The organism is Treponema sp. UBA6852 (genome assembly GCA_002449305.1).
In the GTDB taxonomy this organism is placed as follows: domain Bacteria; phylum Spirochaetota; class Spirochaetia; order Treponematales; family Treponemataceae; genus Treponema_D.
In genome coordinates this window covers 26,422-43,736 of record DKDI01000039.1, presented here as the reverse complement: position 1 = coordinate 43,736, position 17,315 = coordinate 26,422, and the positions used below count along the sequence as shown (strand labels likewise).

General features: G+C 46.6%; 16 protein-coding genes. 9 read left to right on the top strand and 7 right to left on the bottom strand.

Features of this window, described 5'->3' with window-relative positions:
- Positions 1 to 175 precede the first annotated feature (175 nt).
- Complete coding sequence (locus tag B3209_RS09115; protein ID WP_296690541.1) at positions 176 to 670, bottom strand: methyltransferase family protein; 495 nt, start codon at positions 668 to 670, stop codon at positions 176 to 178.
- Positions 671 to 814: 144 nt separating this feature from the next.
- Positions 815 to 1,597 (bottom strand): helix-turn-helix domain-containing protein, encoded by a 783-nt coding sequence (locus tag B3209_RS09110; RefSeq protein WP_296690538.1) that lies wholly within the window; start codon positions 1,595 to 1,597, stop codon positions 815 to 817.
- Between the two features lie 193 nt (positions 1,598 to 1,790).
- Between B3209_RS09110 and B3209_RS09105 the strand changes: the two genes are divergently transcribed.
- Together B3209_RS09105 and B3209_RS09100 are read left to right on the top strand one after the other, a co-directional pair.
- Positions 1,791 to 2,810 carry a glycoside hydrolase family 5 protein gene (locus B3209_RS09105; RefSeq protein ID WP_296690536.1) on the top strand — a complete coding sequence of 340 codons (1,020 nt, stop codon included), beginning with the start codon at positions 1,791 to 1,793 and terminating at the stop codon, positions 2,808 to 2,810.
- A 24-nt stretch (positions 2,811 to 2,834) separates the two neighbouring features.
- Entirely contained in the window at positions 2,835 to 5,063 is a 2,229-nt protein-coding gene (locus tag B3209_RS09100) for a carbohydrate binding domain-containing protein (RefSeq protein ID WP_296690534.1), read from the top strand.
- Positions 5,064 to 5,174: 111 nt separating this feature from the next.
- On the opposite strand, the gene B3209_RS09095 is transcribed toward B3209_RS09100, so the two are convergent.
- The 4 genes from B3209_RS09095 to B3209_RS09080 form a co-directional block, all read right to left on the bottom strand.
- Positions 5,175 to 5,606, bottom strand: coding sequence for a hypothetical protein (locus B3209_RS09095; protein ID WP_296690532.1), 432 nt, complete (start codon positions 5,604 to 5,606; stop codon positions 5,175 to 5,177).
- Between the two features lie 182 nt (positions 5,607 to 5,788).
- Positions 5,789 to 7,117, bottom strand: a complete 1,329-nt coding sequence (locus B3209_RS09090; protein WP_296690530.1) for an MATE family efflux transporter — start codon at positions 7,115 to 7,117, stop codon at positions 5,789 to 5,791.
- 436 nt (positions 7,118 to 7,553) lie between these two features.
- On the bottom strand, positions 7,554 to 8,009 hold the full coding sequence (locus B3209_RS09085) for a MarR family winged helix-turn-helix transcriptional regulator (protein WP_296690528.1): 456 nt from the start codon (positions 8,007 to 8,009) through the stop codon (positions 7,554 to 7,556).
- A gap of 25 nt (positions 8,010 to 8,034) precedes the next feature.
- A complete protein-coding gene (locus B3209_RS09080) occupies positions 8,035 to 8,583 on the bottom strand; it encodes a nitroreductase (protein ID WP_296690526.1) in 549 nt (182 codons plus the stop codon).
- Between the two features lie 160 nt (positions 8,584 to 8,743).
- Here B3209_RS09080 and B3209_RS09075 point away from each other — a divergent pair, with 160 nt between their 5' ends.
- The 3 genes from B3209_RS09075 to B3209_RS09065 all read left to right on the top strand — a co-directional run bounded on the left by B3209_RS09075 (position 8,744) and on the right by B3209_RS09065 (position 12,975).
- Complete coding sequence (locus B3209_RS09075; protein ID WP_296690524.1) at positions 8,744 to 9,358, top strand: TetR/AcrR family transcriptional regulator; 615 nt, start codon at positions 8,744 to 8,746, stop codon at positions 9,356 to 9,358.
- A 96-nt stretch (positions 9,359 to 9,454) separates the two neighbouring features.
- Positions 9,455 to 11,245, top strand: coding sequence for an ABC transporter ATP-binding protein (locus B3209_RS09070; RefSeq protein ID WP_296690522.1), 1,791 nt, complete (start codon positions 9,455 to 9,457; stop codon positions 11,243 to 11,245).
- Positions 11,236 to 12,975: an ABC transporter ATP-binding protein gene (locus tag B3209_RS09065; protein ID WP_296690520.1), complete on the top strand. Its 1,740-nt coding sequence runs from the start codon at positions 11,236 to 11,238 to the stop codon at positions 12,973 to 12,975. The genes B3209_RS09070 and B3209_RS09065 overlap by 10 nt, the downstream gene beginning before the upstream one ends.
- Before the next feature lie 229 nt (positions 12,976 to 13,204).
- On the opposite strand, the gene B3209_RS09060 is transcribed toward B3209_RS09065, so the two are convergent.
- On the bottom strand, positions 13,205 to 13,915 hold the full coding sequence (locus B3209_RS09060) for a DUF6261 family protein (protein WP_296690518.1): 711 nt from the start codon (positions 13,913 to 13,915) through the stop codon (positions 13,205 to 13,207).
- A 564-nt stretch (positions 13,916 to 14,479) separates the two neighbouring features.
- On the opposite strand from B3209_RS09060, the gene B3209_RS09055 reads away from it, so the two are divergent.
- The 4 genes from B3209_RS09055 (at position 14,480) to B3209_RS09040 (ending at position 17,315) form a co-directional block, all read left to right on the top strand.
- The gene (locus B3209_RS09055) at positions 14,480 to 14,965 is read left to right on the top strand and encodes a hypothetical protein (RefSeq protein WP_296662714.1); all 486 of its coding nucleotides are present in this window, start codon (positions 14,480 to 14,482) and stop codon (positions 14,963 to 14,965) included.
- A gap of 10 nt (positions 14,966 to 14,975) precedes the next feature.
- Positions 14,976 to 15,422 (top strand): response regulator transcription factor, encoded by a 447-nt coding sequence (locus B3209_RS09050; protein ID WP_296662711.1) that lies wholly within the window; start codon positions 14,976 to 14,978, stop codon positions 15,420 to 15,422.
- A 132-nt stretch (positions 15,423 to 15,554) separates the two neighbouring features.
- A complete protein-coding gene (locus B3209_RS09045; protein ID WP_296662709.1) occupies positions 15,555 to 16,709 on the top strand; it encodes a THUMP domain-containing class I SAM-dependent RNA methyltransferase in 1,155 nt (384 codons plus the stop codon).
- A 3-nt stretch (positions 16,710 to 16,712) separates the two neighbouring features.
- Positions 16,713 to 17,315: a TetR/AcrR family transcriptional regulator gene (locus B3209_RS09040; RefSeq protein WP_296662706.1), complete on the top strand. Its 603-nt coding sequence runs from the start codon at positions 16,713 to 16,715 to the stop codon at positions 17,313 to 17,315.

Below are 17,315 nucleotides of genomic sequence, written 5' to 3'. Positions count from 1 at the left end.
TTTACTTTTTTATCATGCCTCCATAAAAGATAGATTTGTTGTATATCTATAATTATAGTAAGTTTATTTGAAATGACAACTTAAACGGCAAAAAAAGTAAAAAAATCTACATGGTAAAACTGCCGCACAGATTAAAAAGACTAACACTTTAGCGAGGCGTTCAGAATCAGAATTTTCATTTCTTTTTAGGAAGGCTTGGAATGCAGCGGTTGACGCTTCTGCAGTATTCGTCGTATTCGTGTCCGTAGAGAGCTTTCAGCCACTTTTCTTCTGTGTTTTTAATCATAACCGTCATGTAAAAATAGAACAGAACTGGCAGGATAAGCAGAATAAGATTCGCAGGAAAAAGAAGAACGCCCGTACAGATCAAAAAGAATGCGCTGTAAATTGGATTTCTTACAATGGAATATACGCCGTCAGTTGCAAGAGTGTTTTCCTTTATGTGGCTTTCGATTTTCGTCTTGAAATTCGCATACAGCCAGAGATACATTCCCAAAATAATAAGAACAACACCAAAAATCGTGAACGGAATTCTTAATGCAGGAATTCTTGCAAAGGAAAGGAATTCTTTTGTGCCGGCAAAAATTCCTGCCGCAGAAAGAACAATTTGAGGCGCAACGATAACAGGACCTACTCCTATTACCGGAAGATGCTTTTTGTTTTCTTCCACTTAGATTCTCCTCGTATAAAAAGTAAAAAAGCGTCAATTGCGTTTTACCAAATTTCTACATGGTTTTTTCAAAAAATTCAAAACTTACGGCAATTTTCTCCACAAGATTTTTCGCGGTTGCAAGACCTTCCTCCGGACGGATTCCTATTTTTCAGCCATTGAGGTGAACGCTTCGCTGCGCCGGATTTTGCGGTACTGGGACGGAGTAAATCCTGTTTCCTTTTTGAATATTTCTATGAAGTGGCTTGCCGAACTGAACGAGAAGAGCGCGCTTATCTGTGCGGATGAATTTTTGCTGTAGAGAAGCATTTTTTCCGCCGCCTCGATTTTTTTCTTCAATACATACTGCCCGACTGTGATTCCGGTCTCCCTTCTGAAAAGAGCGCAGAGATATGACTTGTTCACACCGAGCGTCTCTGCCATCCGGGAAAGCTGGATTTTTTCATTCAGGTGGTCGTAGATGTAGTCAATTGCGGCTGTTGTTCTGTGCGAAAGTCCGTGAACTTCCTTGAGCTCCTTCATGCGGCTGGTGAAATCGAAAACTGCCTCGCGGTGCAGCATGGTGATTGTGTCTTCGTTCTCCGCGGAGTCTATCTGGCGGATGTAGATGTCGCTCAGGGTGTATGCCGGTTCAGGCGGAAGGCCTCCCTCAATGCAAAACCGGGTTATCATCGCGACCGTTATCACAAGATGATATTTCAGGTTCCGCAGCGGATTTTCCGAGAGTTTTCCGAGCTTTTCGTTGCGCAGGGGAAGCATGAGCTGTTTAACAAGATTAAAGTCGCCTTTTTTTACCGCATCATAGAACGCAAGTTCCTTGTCGTATTCCAGGTGATAGATTGAATACTCGCGTCTTCTGAAAAGCTCCTCGGAAAGTGTCGGCTCGGACTTTATCCGCGCAAGCTCATCGTTCATGTTCTTTTTCATTTTTTGTGTTTTCCTTCCATCGTCCGCAAAAAAATAAGAATATTATGATATATATACAAATATTATGATATATTCGACTGAAATTCAATGATATTATTCCGTTGTCAGGCCGGTTTGCGCGGAATGCATTGTTTTCGGCGCAATTTCGGTTCTGCAAATTCAAAATCCGGCTTTTAGGAAAAACGGAGAAACTATGAATCTTTTAAAGGGAATCAATTTTGGCGGATGGCTTTCGCAGTGCTGCCACACAAAGGAACGCTACGACAGTTTTATAAACGAAGACGATGTGCGCCGTGCCGCAGGCTGGGGATTTGACCACATAAGGCTTCCGTTCGACAGCGAGGTTGTCCAGAATCCGGATGGAACTTTTATTGAGGAAGGATTTTTGAGGCTGGAGAAATTTGTCGGATGGGCGGAAACTTCCGGGCTTGATGTGATTCTTGACCTTCACAAGGCGTGCGGCTACGACTTCAACGACGCTGGAACAGAAAAGGGAAACACGCTTTTTTCAAGTCCGCATCTTCAGGAGCTTTTCGTGTCGCTTTGGAATGAAGTCTCGTCAAGATTCTGCGGAAAAAGGAACGTCGCGTTTGAGCTTCTGAATGAGGTCGTGGAGCAGGATGCGGCGGATTCTTGGAATGCCCTAATTGACCGCACGCTCAGGACAATCAGAAAGAATGCGCCAGAAACTCCGGTGATTTACGGCGGAATCCAGTGGAACAGCGCGCGCACTCTCCGCCTTTTAAAGAAGCCGGAATTCCGCAATGTGATTTTCACCTTCCATTTTTATGAGCCGCTGATTTTCACACATCAGAAAGCGCCCTGGGTTCCTGGAATGAGTCCTGACCGCGAGATAAAATATCCTGCCACGCTGTCTTATTTCCGCGAGGAGTCTGTTCCGCTCGGATACAAGGGAAAGGATGTCGCCGACACTGACGGAAATCTTCCGGGAATCGAGCTTATGCGGCAGATGATTGGGGAGGCTTGCGCGGCTGCTGAAAACGCCGGAGTTCCCGTCTACTGCGGCGAGTACGGCGTGATTGACCGCGCGCCTGTCAACGGAACTGAAGCCTGGTTTGCCGATGTTCAAAAAGTTTTCAGGGAATTCGGTGTGGGACACGCGGTCTGGACGTACAAGGAGATGGACTTCGGACTTACGGAAAGCCACTATGACGGAATCCGCGCCAGTCTCATAAAAATGATGACGGAATAGCAGTTTATATATAACGGAGGAAACATGAAAAAGACGGTTGCATTTGCCGCGGGAATTATTTTCGCCGCAGCTCCATTCTTTGCGCAGACCAGCTACAGCGATGCGGATCTTGTCTGGCAGGACGATTTTGACGGAAATTCACTCAATATGAATGACTGGAACTACGAGTACCACGAGCCGGGCTGGGTGAACAACGAGCTTCAGGAATACGTGGACTCAAAGGAGAACATCTACGTAAAGGACGGAAACCTCGTAATTCAGGCCGTGCAGAAAAAAGGACGCGGCGGAAAAACGGCGTACACATCCGGCAGAATCAACACAAGAGGCAAGCACGACTTCAAGTACGGACGCATTGAGGCGCGCATAAAATTTCCTTCCGGAAAAGGCTTTCTCCCGGCATTCTGGATGATGCCCACGGAAGAGAATCTCTACGGACAGTGGCCCAAGTGCGGCGAAATCGACATTGCGGAAGTTCTCGGCGACAGGACAGAGGAAATCTACGGAACGCTCCATTACGGCGAGCCCCACAAGGAATCTCAAGGAAAGGCATCCGCGCATGGAAAAAGCTTCTCCGATGACTGGCACATCGTGGCCTGCGAGTGGGAACCCGGCAAAATCCGCTTCTATGCCGACGGAAAAATGTACCACAAGGAGAACAGCTGGTACACAAAGCGCAAGGGGTTCGGCGAGGTGACTTATCCGGCTCCGTTCGATCAGCCTTTCTACATAATCCTGAACCTTGCGGTGGGCGGAAACTGGCCGGGAAATCCTGACCGCTCCACAAAATTCGGAAAAAACGCGCAGCTTCTCGTGGACTACGTGAAAGTTTACCAGAAAAAAAGCTACGACGAGAACGTGAAGAAGCCCGAATCAGGAATGGCAAAATTCCGCGAGGCAGGTCCGGACGGAAACTACATTCTGTCAGACAGAGATTACTGGACATTCCTTCTTGCCCAGGGCGGAAAAGGCAGCTTTGCTTACGACAGCGGAAACATCGTCATAACTTCCGAGGCGGCCGGAAGCGTTGACTATTCTGTTCAGCTTGTGCAGGCAAGTCTTCCAATGCTCAAGGGTGCAGAATACAGGCTTTCGTTCGACGCTTCAGCGGAAAAGGAGCGCACGATGATAACCGCGGTTACAGCTCCAGAAGCAGGATGGATTCGCTACTTCAAGGACACGAAGATAAACATCGGGCCGCAGAAAAAGCATTTTGAGTTCACATTCAAAATGAACGACGCGGCCGATCCTATGGGACGGCTTGAGTTCAACCTCGGAAACCAGAATTCCACCGCGGCGGTAAGAATTTCTGGCGTGCGGCTTGAGATGGTCAGCGCGCCCCAAAATTCGGCCGAAAAAAAATCAGTTCTTCCCGACGGAAATCTTGTTCACAACGGAGAATTCCAGGAGGGAGAAAAACGTCTTGCGGAATGGAATGTCTTCGGTAAAAACGGCGCGAAATTCCACGTTACAAACACGGACAACATCCGCAAGTTCCGCGCAGAAAATCCCAAGGACGCTGAAATCCGGCTTATTCAGGAAGGAATTCCGCTTGTTCCGGGAACAGAATATCTTCTGAGCTTTGACGCCTCATCAGCTTCTTTCGGAAAAATAAAGGCTGAAATTTCAGGAAAGACTTTTGAGGCTTCCCTTTCTTCCGATGAGAAGAATTTCAAGTTCGTGTTCACGGCGGAAAAGGAAAAATCATCCGTTCTTTCCTTCAGCTTTGACACAGACGGAACGGTTTTTCTTGACAACGTGCGCATTCAGGAAAACGCAATGCTCGTGAACGGAAATTTTTCCTCCGGGCTTACAGGCTACGAAATCTACCTGAACGAGTCGGCATCCGCGGATTATGCAGTTGATTCACTTTCCGAGGACAACGCGTTCTGCATGAATATTTCCGACACAGGAAATCTTGACTGGATGATTCAGCTCAAGCAGAACGGAATCACTCTTGAAAAAGGCAAAAAGTACAGAATTGAGTTTGATGCAAAGTCAACTATTGACCGCACGATAATGTACGCCCTTCAGCGCAACGGCTCCTCGGACAACAACTGGATTCCGTATTCGGGAACGCAGAAAATCGATGTCTCAAAGGAATTCAAAAGATACTCATGCGAATTCACGATGGGCGAGCCGACCGACAACTCTGTAATCCTGAGCATTTCGATGGGAGCCGTGAACGGCAAAAGAATCACCGGAAAGCACACAGTTACGGTAGACAACATCGTGCTTGAGGAAATCGGAAACTAGAATCTGCGTGATATTCATTGAGGCTGCCGGAATGACCTTGCAATTATATGAGGTTGTTCCGGCTGTCTTGCAGTTTGCAGTAATATTTTCCGATTCCGCCGTAGCCTGCAATCAGCTCATCTTCGCATTCTTGCAGCTGATCAGAACGTGGCATGGCGCAAAAATCACTGCGCAGATTGTCAGCGGAATGTTCAGCGCAAAAAATCCGCTTTCCAGAAAAAGCAGCGACGGCACAACTGAAAGCACAACAGACTTGCGCAAAGAATTTTCCTTCCAGAAAACAATCCAGCCAAAAAGATAAGCCACCGTAAGAGCGGAACTTGTGGCAAAATACGTGGTTTTTGCTCCGTCAAACCAGAATCCGCGGCACAAAACAGGAATGTTAAAAATCATGAACGCAAAACAGCCGAACCTTCCGGCCTGCTCCAAAAACTCAACCGCTTTGTTCTTGTAGAGATTTTCAAATCCGTCCCTGTGCGTCGCGGCAAAAATAAAGTTCGGAACCATGATTGCGGCGATTACCGTCAGTCCGAAAAAATTCATAAAACACATAGTTTTCCCCAAAATGATTCTAATGGCAATCACAGCGGATGCGGTAGCGCTGGGAGCCCCGGAGTTCTGCGGCGGGTTTTGTACAAAACCTGACGCAGAATGAGCGGTTAGCGAAGGGCGGACATAGCGACGGCAAATACTTGAGAAGTTTTTGCCGGACCGCCGTAATTTCTCTAATATCCGTAACGATTCTTGAATTTTGCAAGGCACACGGCAACAACCACTGCGGAAAGCACTTCATATATAATTCCGCTAAGCCAGATTCCGTTGATTCCCCACAGAACCGGCAGAACCAGGACACACGCAACCTGAAAAACCATCGTCCGCATAAAGGAAATCAGCGCGGAAACAAAACCGTTGTTCAGAGCGGTAAAAAACGACGAGCCGAACATATTGAATCCGGTCAGCAAAAACGAGAACGAATACAAATGGAACGCGCGTCTTGTAAGCGCAAAAAGTTCCGCATCGTAGCCGGTAAAAAGCTTTGCGAACGGAAACGAAAGCATTTCCGCGGCAGCAAAAAGAACCAGACCAAAAACACCCATCGCGATAAGATTCTTTACAAAAAGATTGTGAAGTTCCGCCCGGTTTTCCGCTCCGTAGTTGTAGCTTACAATCGGAGAAGTTCCGATTCCCCAGCCAAGAAAAACCGCCGCAAAAATAAATCCCACGTACATAAGGCACCCGTAGGCCGCAATTCCGTTCTCGCCTGCAAGCCGGATTAGCTGAAAATTATACAGAATACTTACAACCGACATTGCGATATTTGAAAGCAGTTCCGAAGAGCCGTTTGTAAAAGTCTTGAACAGAATCACACCGTTCCATTTTGCCTTTCCAAGATGCAAAAGAGACTTGTTCGGACTTAAAAAATAAATAAGCGGAACAAAACCTCCAACAACCTGGCTCATACAGGTTGCCAATGCCGCGCCCACAAGCCCCCATTTAAAAACCGCAACAAACAGCGCGTCCAAAACCATGTTCGTAACTCCGGCGCCAACCGTAAGCGCAAAGCCCATCGTCGGACGTTCAGCCGCAATCAGAAAAGTCTGGAACGAAGTCTGAAGCATAAAAAGAGTGAGAGTTCCACACAAAATTCTTCCATATATAACCGCATTTTCAAGAAGCTCGCCGTCCGCACCAAGTGCAACCGCAATCCTGCGCATAAAAATCATTGCAACAGCGGAAATCACAACACCAAGCCCAATCAGAAAATAGACCAGAAGCGAAAAAGTCTCGTTCGCGCGCTTCCTGTCATTCTCTCCCAAAAAACGCGCCACCAAAGCCGTTCCGCCCGTTCCAAGCATAAAACCGACCGACGAAAGCATCATAACCACCGGCATAATAAGATTCAGCCCGGCAAAAGCTGTCTTTCCCACAAAGTTAGAAACAAAAAGCCCGTCAACAACGCCATAAATCGACGTAAAAACCATCATTCCAATCGACGGCAGCGTAAAACGAATCAGCCTGCCGAACGTAAAGTGATCCGAAAGTTTAATATCCATAAAAATTCCTCAAAAAAACAAAGCAAAACAAAAAACTGGGCGCATACGGCTCGCAAAGCTCGCCGTACCGGGCTGCTCCGGGTTCCGGCCTTCGCCTCCAGCCGCCGCCTTCGGCGCCGTCCGCTTTGCGCCCTCCGTATCCCTTGCGCATTTCTGCAAAATACAGTTAAAAAAACTCTTCCAAAATTAAGCAGATTGCCCGGTCAAGCCGGGCAATGACATTGGGGTGCTGTGTCATTTTCGGGCTTGACCCGAAAATGACATTTCGTCCGAAATCGGACAATTAAAAAACGTACATTTTTATAGAAAAAATGTCAATCGGAATTCCGGCAATAACAGAAATGCAAACAACAGTGTAAACAATAATGTAAAACTTATAAAAAATCAGAGAAAAATCATTGAGGCAATACGGCAGAATCCGTTTATTACACACCCCTCAAATCAGCTCCCTTTTCTTGAACTGACTTTCAAGGTCGTTTCTGTATTTTTCTGTCAGAAAGAGAAGCTGTTCCTTTTCTTCCGGTGACCAGCTGTCAAAAACTGAATCTTCGGCGGAAATTATCGGCTCAACTGACTTTTCGGCAAGCGCAAGCCCTTCTTCTGTTAGAGATACAATCACGTTGCGGCCGTCTCCGGCAGTCCTCTTTACAAGTCCGAGCTGCTCAAGCTTTGAAAGCGCGGAATTTATTGTTTTCCGGCTTATTCCGTAAAGACGCGAAAATTCGCTCTGGTTGCACGGCCCGCCCATGTCATAAAGACAGTAAAAAATCCAGGAAACGCAGTCTGAAAGAGAGGATTTTGCGTTCACCTTATGGTAAAGCTCGTCAATCTGGTTTGTAAGATATGCAAAACGCCGCGACGCTTCGTGTGAAGGATTTTGATTTTCCGCCATTTTTCCGTTTTCCCGCAGCAAGTTTCTACTTTACCCAGTAAACGTAATTTTCTTTGCGGGGAGCGGCTTCTGCTTCTCCGCCTTCTGCCGCGTAGCCAAGCGCAATGTGCCCGATTCCTTCAAAATCGCCTTTTATTCCAAGGTCTGAAAGAATTTTTTTGCCGAAATCGCTTTCAAATTCCTGTTTTGCGCGGTGAATCCAGATTGAGCCGAGCCCCAGGCTTTTCGCGGCGTTCATCAGGTTTCCCATAACAAGCGAGCCGTCGTAAATGTAGTTCGGCGAAACGCTTTTATCGGCAAGAACAATCAGAATCACAGGCGCGCCGTAAAACGGGTCAAAGCCTTTGTTCCATCCGCCGATTTTTCGGTTTTCCTCGCTGATTTTGTCGCGAAGTTCCTTGTTCGTAACCGCAATGATTATCGGCGACTGAAGATTTCTGCCGGTCGGCGCAAAAGTTCCAGCCCGGATTACGGCGTTCAAATCTTCCTCCGGAATCATATCCGGCTTGAATTTGCGGCAGCTTCTGCGCGTTTCAAGAATTTTTAAAGTTTCGTTCATATTTATTTCTTCCATAGTCAAATGATTTTTTAAATTTCATGCTAAAAGGCAGAAAAGTCAAGCGGCAAGCGGTAAAATAAAAATCAATAAAAAAGATGTCAATGTTGGTTGACGCTAACTTTTTGACGTGATATTGTCTTTGTGTTATCACTGATAACCAAACCGAATAAAAACTATGGCAAAAGACAAATCTGAAACACACGAGAATATTTTAAAAGCCGCGCGCTCTGAATTTTTTAAAAACGGCTTTGAAAACGCTTCAATCCGCGATATTGCAAGTCGGGCGGGCGTTACTTCGGCTGCACTTTACCGGCATTGCGCGGACAAGGAAGATTTGTTCTCTCAGCTGGTCGAGCCTTCTCTTAAAGAATTCAGACAATGGCGCAAAAATCACATTGCAACAAAATATGCGCAGATTGAAGAAAACGTTTCCGTTGCAGAACTGATGCAAAACAACGACATCGACATGATCCGCGAGATTATTTATCCGCGCCGCGAGGATTTCTCTCTGATTCTTACAAAGTCAAAAGGCACGCGCTACGAAAATTTTCTGCACGACATGGTGAACGAGGACCAAAAGGAAATGCTGAAAGTCCTGGATTTTTTAAAGTCTCGCGGAAACAATGTGGTGGAGGTGAGCGAAAAGGAAATGCACACGATTCTGAGCGCGGCGTACACTGCAATGCTTGAGCCTGTCATCCACGGCTACACGCAGTCGGAAACCGAGCACTGCCTTTCGGTGGTGGAGGAATTTTTCATGCCCGGCTGGCAGAAACTTATGGGATTTTAGAAAGAGGCTTTCGGGCCTCTTTTTTTATGCGGTTATCAAATTTGAATTTTGGTAACTAAAGGCAATTAAACAAAAAACAATTTTAAGAGGTTTTATATGGAAAAAAAGAAAAGTTCGGTTGGCGAGCTGATGAAGTTTGCGGGAAATCACAGGTTTTTCGTGTATGCTTCCTGGGTTCTTTCGGGTGTGAGCGCGGTTTTGGGAATGCTGCCGTTCTATTTTGTTTGGAATCTGATTCGCGAGGTTCTGGCGGTTCGCCCGGATTTTGCTTCGGCGGCACCTTCGCTCAAGTTTTATGGCTGGGCGGCGGTTGTTTCTGCGGTGGCGGCTCTTCTGGTTTATGTGGGCGGCTTGATGTGCTCGCACAAGGCGGCATTCAGGATTCAGTCAAATCTTAGAAGTTCTCTGATGAGGCACATTATGACGCTTCCGCTCGGGCTGATTGAAAAGGAAGGCAGCGGAAAAATAAGGCGCGTTGTGAACGATTCTTCGGAGGCGACCGAAACTTTTATCGCGCATTCGCTTCCTGACAAGGTTGTGTCTTACGTTACGCCGGTCTGCCTTGTGGCGATGATGCTTTTTTTCGACTGGAAAATCGGGCTTTTGTGCCTTGTGCCGGCGGTTCTTGCGTTTTTGGCGATGGGCGGAATGATGGGGAAGAAGCTTCAGCAGGACATGGCGAAATATCAGGATTCGCTTGAGACGATGTCGAACGAGGCGGTTGAATATGTGCGCGGAATTCCTATTGTAAAGACTTTCGGGCAGTCGGTGTTTTCGTTCAACCGCTTCAAGGCGGCGATTGACGGCTATGAAAAATGGACTGTCGCCTACACAAAAAGCATGATGCGCCCGATGGTTCTGTTCACGCTTGCAACGAATTCTGTTTTCGCTTTTTTGATTGCGGCATCTTACATTTTAGGCGGAAAGGGCGTTTCCGACACGCTGATTTTGAATCTTCTCTTCTATATAATTCTTACTCCGATTCTGACGACGACGCTGATGAAAATCGCTTATTCGGGCGAGGCTTCGATGGCTGTGACGGACGCTCTGAAACGCATGGACGAGATTTTTGCGTTCAAGCCGCTTGCTCAAACGTCTTCTCCAAAATTGCCTTTGGATTCTTCAGTTGAATTTGACGGTGTGAGCTTTTCTTACGGCGGCTCGGAGAAAAAGGCGTTGGACGGCGTTTCGCTTAAAATCACTTCGGGCGAGCACGTTGCGTTTGTGGGTCCCAGCGGTGGCGGAAAAACGACTTTGGCTTCGCTTGTGGCGCGATTCTGGGATGCAACGGAAGGTTCGGTGAAAATCGGCGGTGTTGACGTGCGCGACATTTCTTCCAAGGAGCTGATGAACGAGGTTTCCTACGTTTTTCAGGATTCAAAGCTCTTGAAAATGTCGGTTCTGGAAAACGTTCGGCTCGGAAATCCAGCGGCTTCGCGCGAGGAAGTTCTGGCGGCTCTTGAAAAGGCGCAGTGCGCGGACATCATCGAAAAACTTGCGGACGGAATTGACACGGTGATTGGCTCGAAGGGCGTTTATCTTTCGGGTGGCGAGGCACAGCGGATTTCGATTGCGCGCGCGTTCCTTAAAAACTCAAAGATTCTGATTCTAGACGAGGCGACTGCGTTCGCAGACCCGGACAACGAGGAAAAAGTTCAGGCGGCGTTCGCAAACCTTTCCAAGGACAAGACTGTGATTATGATTGCGCACCGGCTTTCGACCGTAACAAATGCGGACAGGATTTTTGTCTTGAGCGGCGGAAAAATCGCGGAAGAGGGAAAGCACGATGAGCTTGTCTCTGGCAGCGGAATCTACGCGAAAATGTGGGCGGAATACAACAAGGCTGCGGAATGGAAAGTGTGTGCAGGAGGCGACAAATGGCTTTAAACGAAAAACTTAAACATAAATACGCGCTTTCGGATTATGGCGTGCGGGGAATGGTTCGGGCGTTTCTGGCGGTTACGCTTGCGAATCTTGTTCTTATGCTGCCGGTGGGGCTTTTGTACGCGCTCGTGCGGAACTTGCTTTCAGGCTCGCTTTCGGCCTCTGCCCTGCCGTTTTTTGCGTGCGGAATTGCTTTTGTCTGCGCTCTGATTGTCCTGACGACGGTTTTTCAGTACCGCTCGACATTTCTCACAACTTACGTGGAAAGCGGAATCAGGCGGCGCACTCTGGCGGAAAAGCTCCGCAAGTTGCCTCTCTCGTTCTTCGGAAAAAAGGATTTGGCGGACTTGACTAGTACGATTATGGGCGACTGCGCGGTTTTGGAGACGGCTTCCTCGCACTGGATTCCTGAGCTTATTGGCTCGCTTATTTCCACGACGCTTGTCGTGCTAAGCCTTTTCTTTTTCAACTGGAAGATGACGCTCGCCGCAGTCTGGGTAATGCCGGTTGCGTTTGTGATTGTTGTCTCGTCAAAAAAAGTGATGGCAAAAATCAACCAGAAAGGAATGAAATACAAGCTTGCGTGCGCAGACGGAATTCAGGAAGGTCTTGAAACCTTGCGCGACCTAAAGTCCTACAACGCGGCGGAAAACTATCTTGAAGGCTTTGACAAAAAAGTGCGCGACATTGAAAAGCATTCGGTTGTGGCGGAATTTTCCAATGCGGCGTTCGTTGTTTCGGCGCAGATGGTCTTGAAGCTCGGAATCGGAACTGTTGCCGTAACGGGCGCGTTTCTTCTTGCCTCGGGCGAAATCGACATTCTAACGTTTTTCATGTATCTGCTTGTGGTTTCCAGGATGTACGACCCGCTTCAGGTTTCGCTTCAGAATCTTGCGGCGATTATCAGCTGCGACGTTCGGTGCGAGCGGATGGACGAGATTCTAAGCCACAGCGAGCAGAGCGGAAAAACAAAGCTTTCAAACAAGGGCTATGACATCGTTTTTGAGAACGCGGGATTTTCGTACAACGGCGGAAAAGAAATCCTTAAAGACGTTTCGTTCACGGCAAAGCAGGGCGAAGTGACGGCGCTTATCGGACCGAGCGGAAGCGGAAAGACAACTGTTAGCCGGCTTGCCGCGCGCTTCTGGGACTTGAACCGTGGAAAAATCAGCGTTGGCGGAATGGACATCTCAAAAACCGACCCGGAAACGCTTCTTGGAATGTACTCGATTGTCTTTCAGGACGTAACGCTCTTCAACAACACGGTAATGGAGAACATCAGAATCGGGCGGAAGGACGCTAGCGATGACGAGGTGATTGCGGCCGCCCATCTTGCGCGCTGCGACGACTTTGTGGAAAAGCTCCCCGAAAAATGGAACACGGTAATCGGCGAGAACGGCTCGGAGCTTTCCGGCGGCGAGAGGCAGCGTCTTTCGATCGCGCGCGCGTTCCTGAAAAACGCCCCGATAATTTTGCTTGACGAGGCGACCGCGAGCCTTGACGTTGACAACGAGACTCTGGTGCAGGAATCTCTTTCCCGGCTGATAAAGAACAAGACCGTCTTGATCATCGCCCACAGAATGAGAACCGTTGCCAGCGCGGACAAGATTGTAGTGCTTAAAAACGGCGTTGTGGCTGAGCAGGGAAGCCCTTCGGAGCTCCTCGAAAAAGGCGGAGTCTACAGCAAAATGATTTCCACCCAGCTAAAGGCAAGCGAATGGAAGTATGAGTAGGGGAAGAGATTCCCGTGTCGGTGCACGGGAATGACAGCGGACGGACTGCAGAAATGACATAGGAGTGTAATGTGTTGTGTCATTATCGGGCTTGACCCGATAATCTCATGCGAAGATTCCCGTGTCTGCGTCCGCCTTACGGCGTACTTGCACGAGAATGACAAAAGTGTAATAACAAAGCGGAGCTTTTGCGCTCCGCTTTGCTGTCAGTTTTTTACATTTTTAAAAGCTATTCGCCTTTTGCGGTCTTGTTTCTTCCGCTTACAGTCGCGTTCGCCTTTGCAATTTCAGCCTCGCACTTTGAGGCAAAGTCCTTGTAGTCTGAAAGAGGGGCAACCGCGCTAAGATACGGCACGAGCTTGTCGTTCAAGGCGGAAATCAGGCTCTTCTTTACCGAAGTCGCGCTTTCGCCCCTGTTCACGCTTGCATGGGTGTAGTCGTCGTTCGCCTTGTTGAAGCTGTTCTGAGCTGCCCGCAGTTCCGAAACAAGCTCGCCAACTCCGTCCAAAGCCGCAACGTCAGCCTTGAGAGATTCCGCTCCGAAGTCCTCAAGCATGCTTTCAATCAAAGAAGACTCCTCGGCAAAGTTTTTCTGCGTAATCTGCCTTCCGTATTTGCCGAAGACCGCAAGAAGATTCTGCGCCGCCGACTTTTTAGCCGCGACAGGAATCGCAGCGTAGCCTGTAAGAGCGTCGCCCAAGTTCCGGATAATCTCGTCGCGCGCAATGTCCGCCTCGTCAAGCATGCTTGAGACGCGCTCGCTTTTAATCGCCGTTGTGATGTCCGCAGAAAGCTTTTCAGCTTCCGCCATAATAAGCGAAAGGTTTGCGTCCTTAGAAACGGCATTTTCCGCGGCACAAGAGTCCTTGTACAGACGCACAAGAACGTCAGAAAGCGTGTCCAATTCGGCTACACGCATATTAGAATTGATTTTTTTCATTTTGACTCCTTTAGAATATGAAAAAAATGGCTAAGAATTCGATTGGTCATTTTGAAAAGAAGCCAAAATGTACAATCCCGATAGTTTCCTCCGTTTCCTTATTGAATTGGAATTAAACTCTGTACATAAAAGATACAAGGAAAATGCCTGGACCGGCAACAAGCAGGCAGCCATTTTCCCAAAATTTTATAAGCCGAAAACAGCTTGGGCAGCGAATAAAAATTTTCGAACGGGCAGAAATTGCATTGGGCAAGGCATAAAGTTTTTCGAATGAGTAGAAATTGTGTCGGGAAGGTCGTTAAAGTTTCCGAACGAGCTGAAATTGCGCTGGGCAAGTCGTTAAAGTTTTCGAATGACTAAAAATTGCGTTGGGAAACGTGTAAAAGTTTTTGAATGAGATGAAATCGTGTTGGGAAGGTCGTTAAAGTTTTTGTGTCTGTAGAAATCCAAAAATTCCACCTGAAAAGTGCAAAAGTATAATATGCAAACTGGATTTTCGGTGGTAGATTTTTTATTAACACAGGCGGCAGTGTTTCCGTCTGCAAAAATCTAGCGGAGGTTTTTATGAAAAAGAAAATGAATGTCGGTTTTGTGGTATGCGTGGAGCTTCTTGTCATGGTTTGCTCTCTTGTTTTGTCGATTTTTCTGATAAAGGGGGACTTGTCGCTTGTTCCTATGTTCGTGGACTTGCCGTCGCTTGTGTTTCTTCTGCTTTTTTCTGTTCCGCCTATGGTGTGCAGCGGAATGTGGGGCGACTTTATGCGCGCTTTTTCAGCCGGAAAAAAGGACTTTAGCGTGGCTCTTCTCAAACGCAGTGAAAAGGCTGTCTCAATGATGCAGCGGTTTGTTCTTATCGGCGGATTTTTCAGCGTGTTTATCGCGCTTATTGTGTGCCTTTCGTTTGTTTCAGATTTTTCCATGCTGGGAAAGAATCTTGCGGTGGTCTGTATTTCGGCATTCTACACGGCGGCTCTTGAGTTCATTCTTATTCCTTTGGATGCGAATGTTCGGACTGCTCTTATTGACGCGATGAACCTTGACGAGGAATAGGGGCGGGGCGATGAAAAAAGGGGTGTTTCTTCTGTGTCTGGCTTTGTATGCGTTTTCGGTTACACTTACGATTTTTGTCCAGGCGGCGGGAATTGCAGACGAAAAGCTTAGGCTTTTATCCTCTTTTGGAAGCTTGATTTCGTTTTTTGCAGTTCTTGCGATGCTTTTTTTGATTTTCAGGCTGAAAGACAATAAAGAAAGCAAAGTGGAATCTTGTGGGCAGGGGCAGAAAAAAATTCCTTCCAAAGAAAAGTACCTTGAATTTGCGGCTAGAAACGGACTTTCCCGGCGAGAAAGTGAAATCGGCTATCTTGTTCTAGGCGGACTTTCAAATATTCAGCTTGCAGAAACTCTCTTTATTTCCCTTGCGACCGTAAAAAAGCACCTGACCCACATATACGAAAAGACCGAAACAAGCGGCAGAAAGGAATTCGCAGAAAAAGTGAAGGCATTTTGATATGGCTGGACTAAAATAAACACTCTAAAATTCCCTGTAGTTTTCTGTGTCCGTGCCAGAATCATCCGTGGATAAAAATTCAATCTGTATGTTTTCTTGTGTAAGTGAACATAAAATGTTAAAATGTCATTTATGAATACTTTTGTTGCTCTTTGCGCAGTTGGCGCAGAAAAAATTCTTGGAAATGAAATAAAACATTTGGGCTATACTCTTGCAGGAAACGCTCCGGGTCGTGTTTCGTTTTTAGGCGACAACGATGCTTTGTACCGCTCAAATTTTTGTCTTAGGACGAGCGACAGAGTTTATCTTCAGATGGCTCGTTATAAAGCTGACAACTTCGATTCTCTTTTTGAAGGCTGCTATAGAATTGACTGGCAGGATTTTTTTAGAAAGGATGTGCGTGTTGTTGTGGATAAAGTCCGTGTTTATAAAAGCCGGATTAACAGCGAGCATACAATTCAGGGAATGATTCAAAAGGCGATTTATACAAAGCTTGGAGATGTCTGGCGCATGAATTCTTTGCCGGAATCTGGAAATCAGGCGGATGTGCGTGTTTATATGGAACGGGACGAAGCTGTGATTTTGCTTGATACGAGCGGGCAGTCTTTGCATAAGCGCGGATACAGAACTGAAGGAGGCGCAGCTCCATTGCGTGAAACAACAGCAGCGGTTCTCTTGCAGGAAATGATGTGGCGCAGAAAAACTCCTTTGCATGATCCTTTTTGCGGCAGCGGAACAATTGCAATTGAAGCGGTTCTTTATGCTCACAACGTTGCTCCAGGTCTTGGAAGAAATTTTGCCTATGAAAATCTTTCTATATGTGATGCTTCCCGCGCTCTTGAAATAAAAAAAGAGGAAGCTGCAAAAATCCGCACAGATGTTGAATGCCATATTGCCGGAAGCGACATAGATCCGTTTGCAATTGACCGTGCAAAAATGAATGCGGAACACGCTTGCACAATGGCAGGAAGAGCCTTGCAGCTGATTGGAAGCGATATGCGCATTGAACGTCCTGAATTTTTTGTAAGTGATTTTGAAGCTTTGCATTCAGAATTTGAAAATGGACTTATACTTTGCAATCCTCCTTATGGCGAGCGTTTGGGCGATGAGATTCAGGCCGAAAACCTTTATAGAAAAATGGGCAGCTTGATTTCAAATTTTGAAAACTGGCAGATGGGAATTATTACAAGTCAAAAATCTTTTGAAAACTGTCTTGGAAAAAAAGCTTCCGCGGTAAAGCCTTTAAAAGCTGGAAATTTGGACACTTCTTTTTATATTTACAGGTAAAATATGGCGATTGTTGTTGAGCACGAAAAGCGCAAAAGGGAAATTCTTGAAAAGTCATTTCAGCTTTTTATAGAAGATGGATACGAAGATGTTACTTACCAGAAAATCGCAGACAAATGCGGAATTACTCGTACAACTCTTTATATATATTTTAAAAATAAGCGTGAAATTTTTTTATGGAGCATAAAGCAGCTTACAAACGATGTTGAGCAGGAACTTATTGGAATTATAAAAAACAGCCAGATTGATTCCATAGAATGCCTTAAGCAGATTTTTTTGTGCATAATCGACATTGCGGAAAGCAACCGGGCGTTTTTCCGTGTTTTAAAAATGTATCTTATGCAGCTTGAAAAAAGCGGCGTGGATATAAACGACCGTGTAACAAGGCGCGTTATCAGAATTCAGCATTTGATGAATATGGTTTTAATCCGCGGACAAAAAAAAGGTGAAATAAAAAATCTTCCCATAAAGGAAATAAACAGCTTGCTTTACTGTCTTTTGGAAACTTCAATTTTCCGGCTTGGAATTCTTAATCAGGAAAATCTTGATGAAATGCGCGGAACGGTTCAGTTTGTAATAGAGCAGTTTAGGGCGGAGAAAAAATAA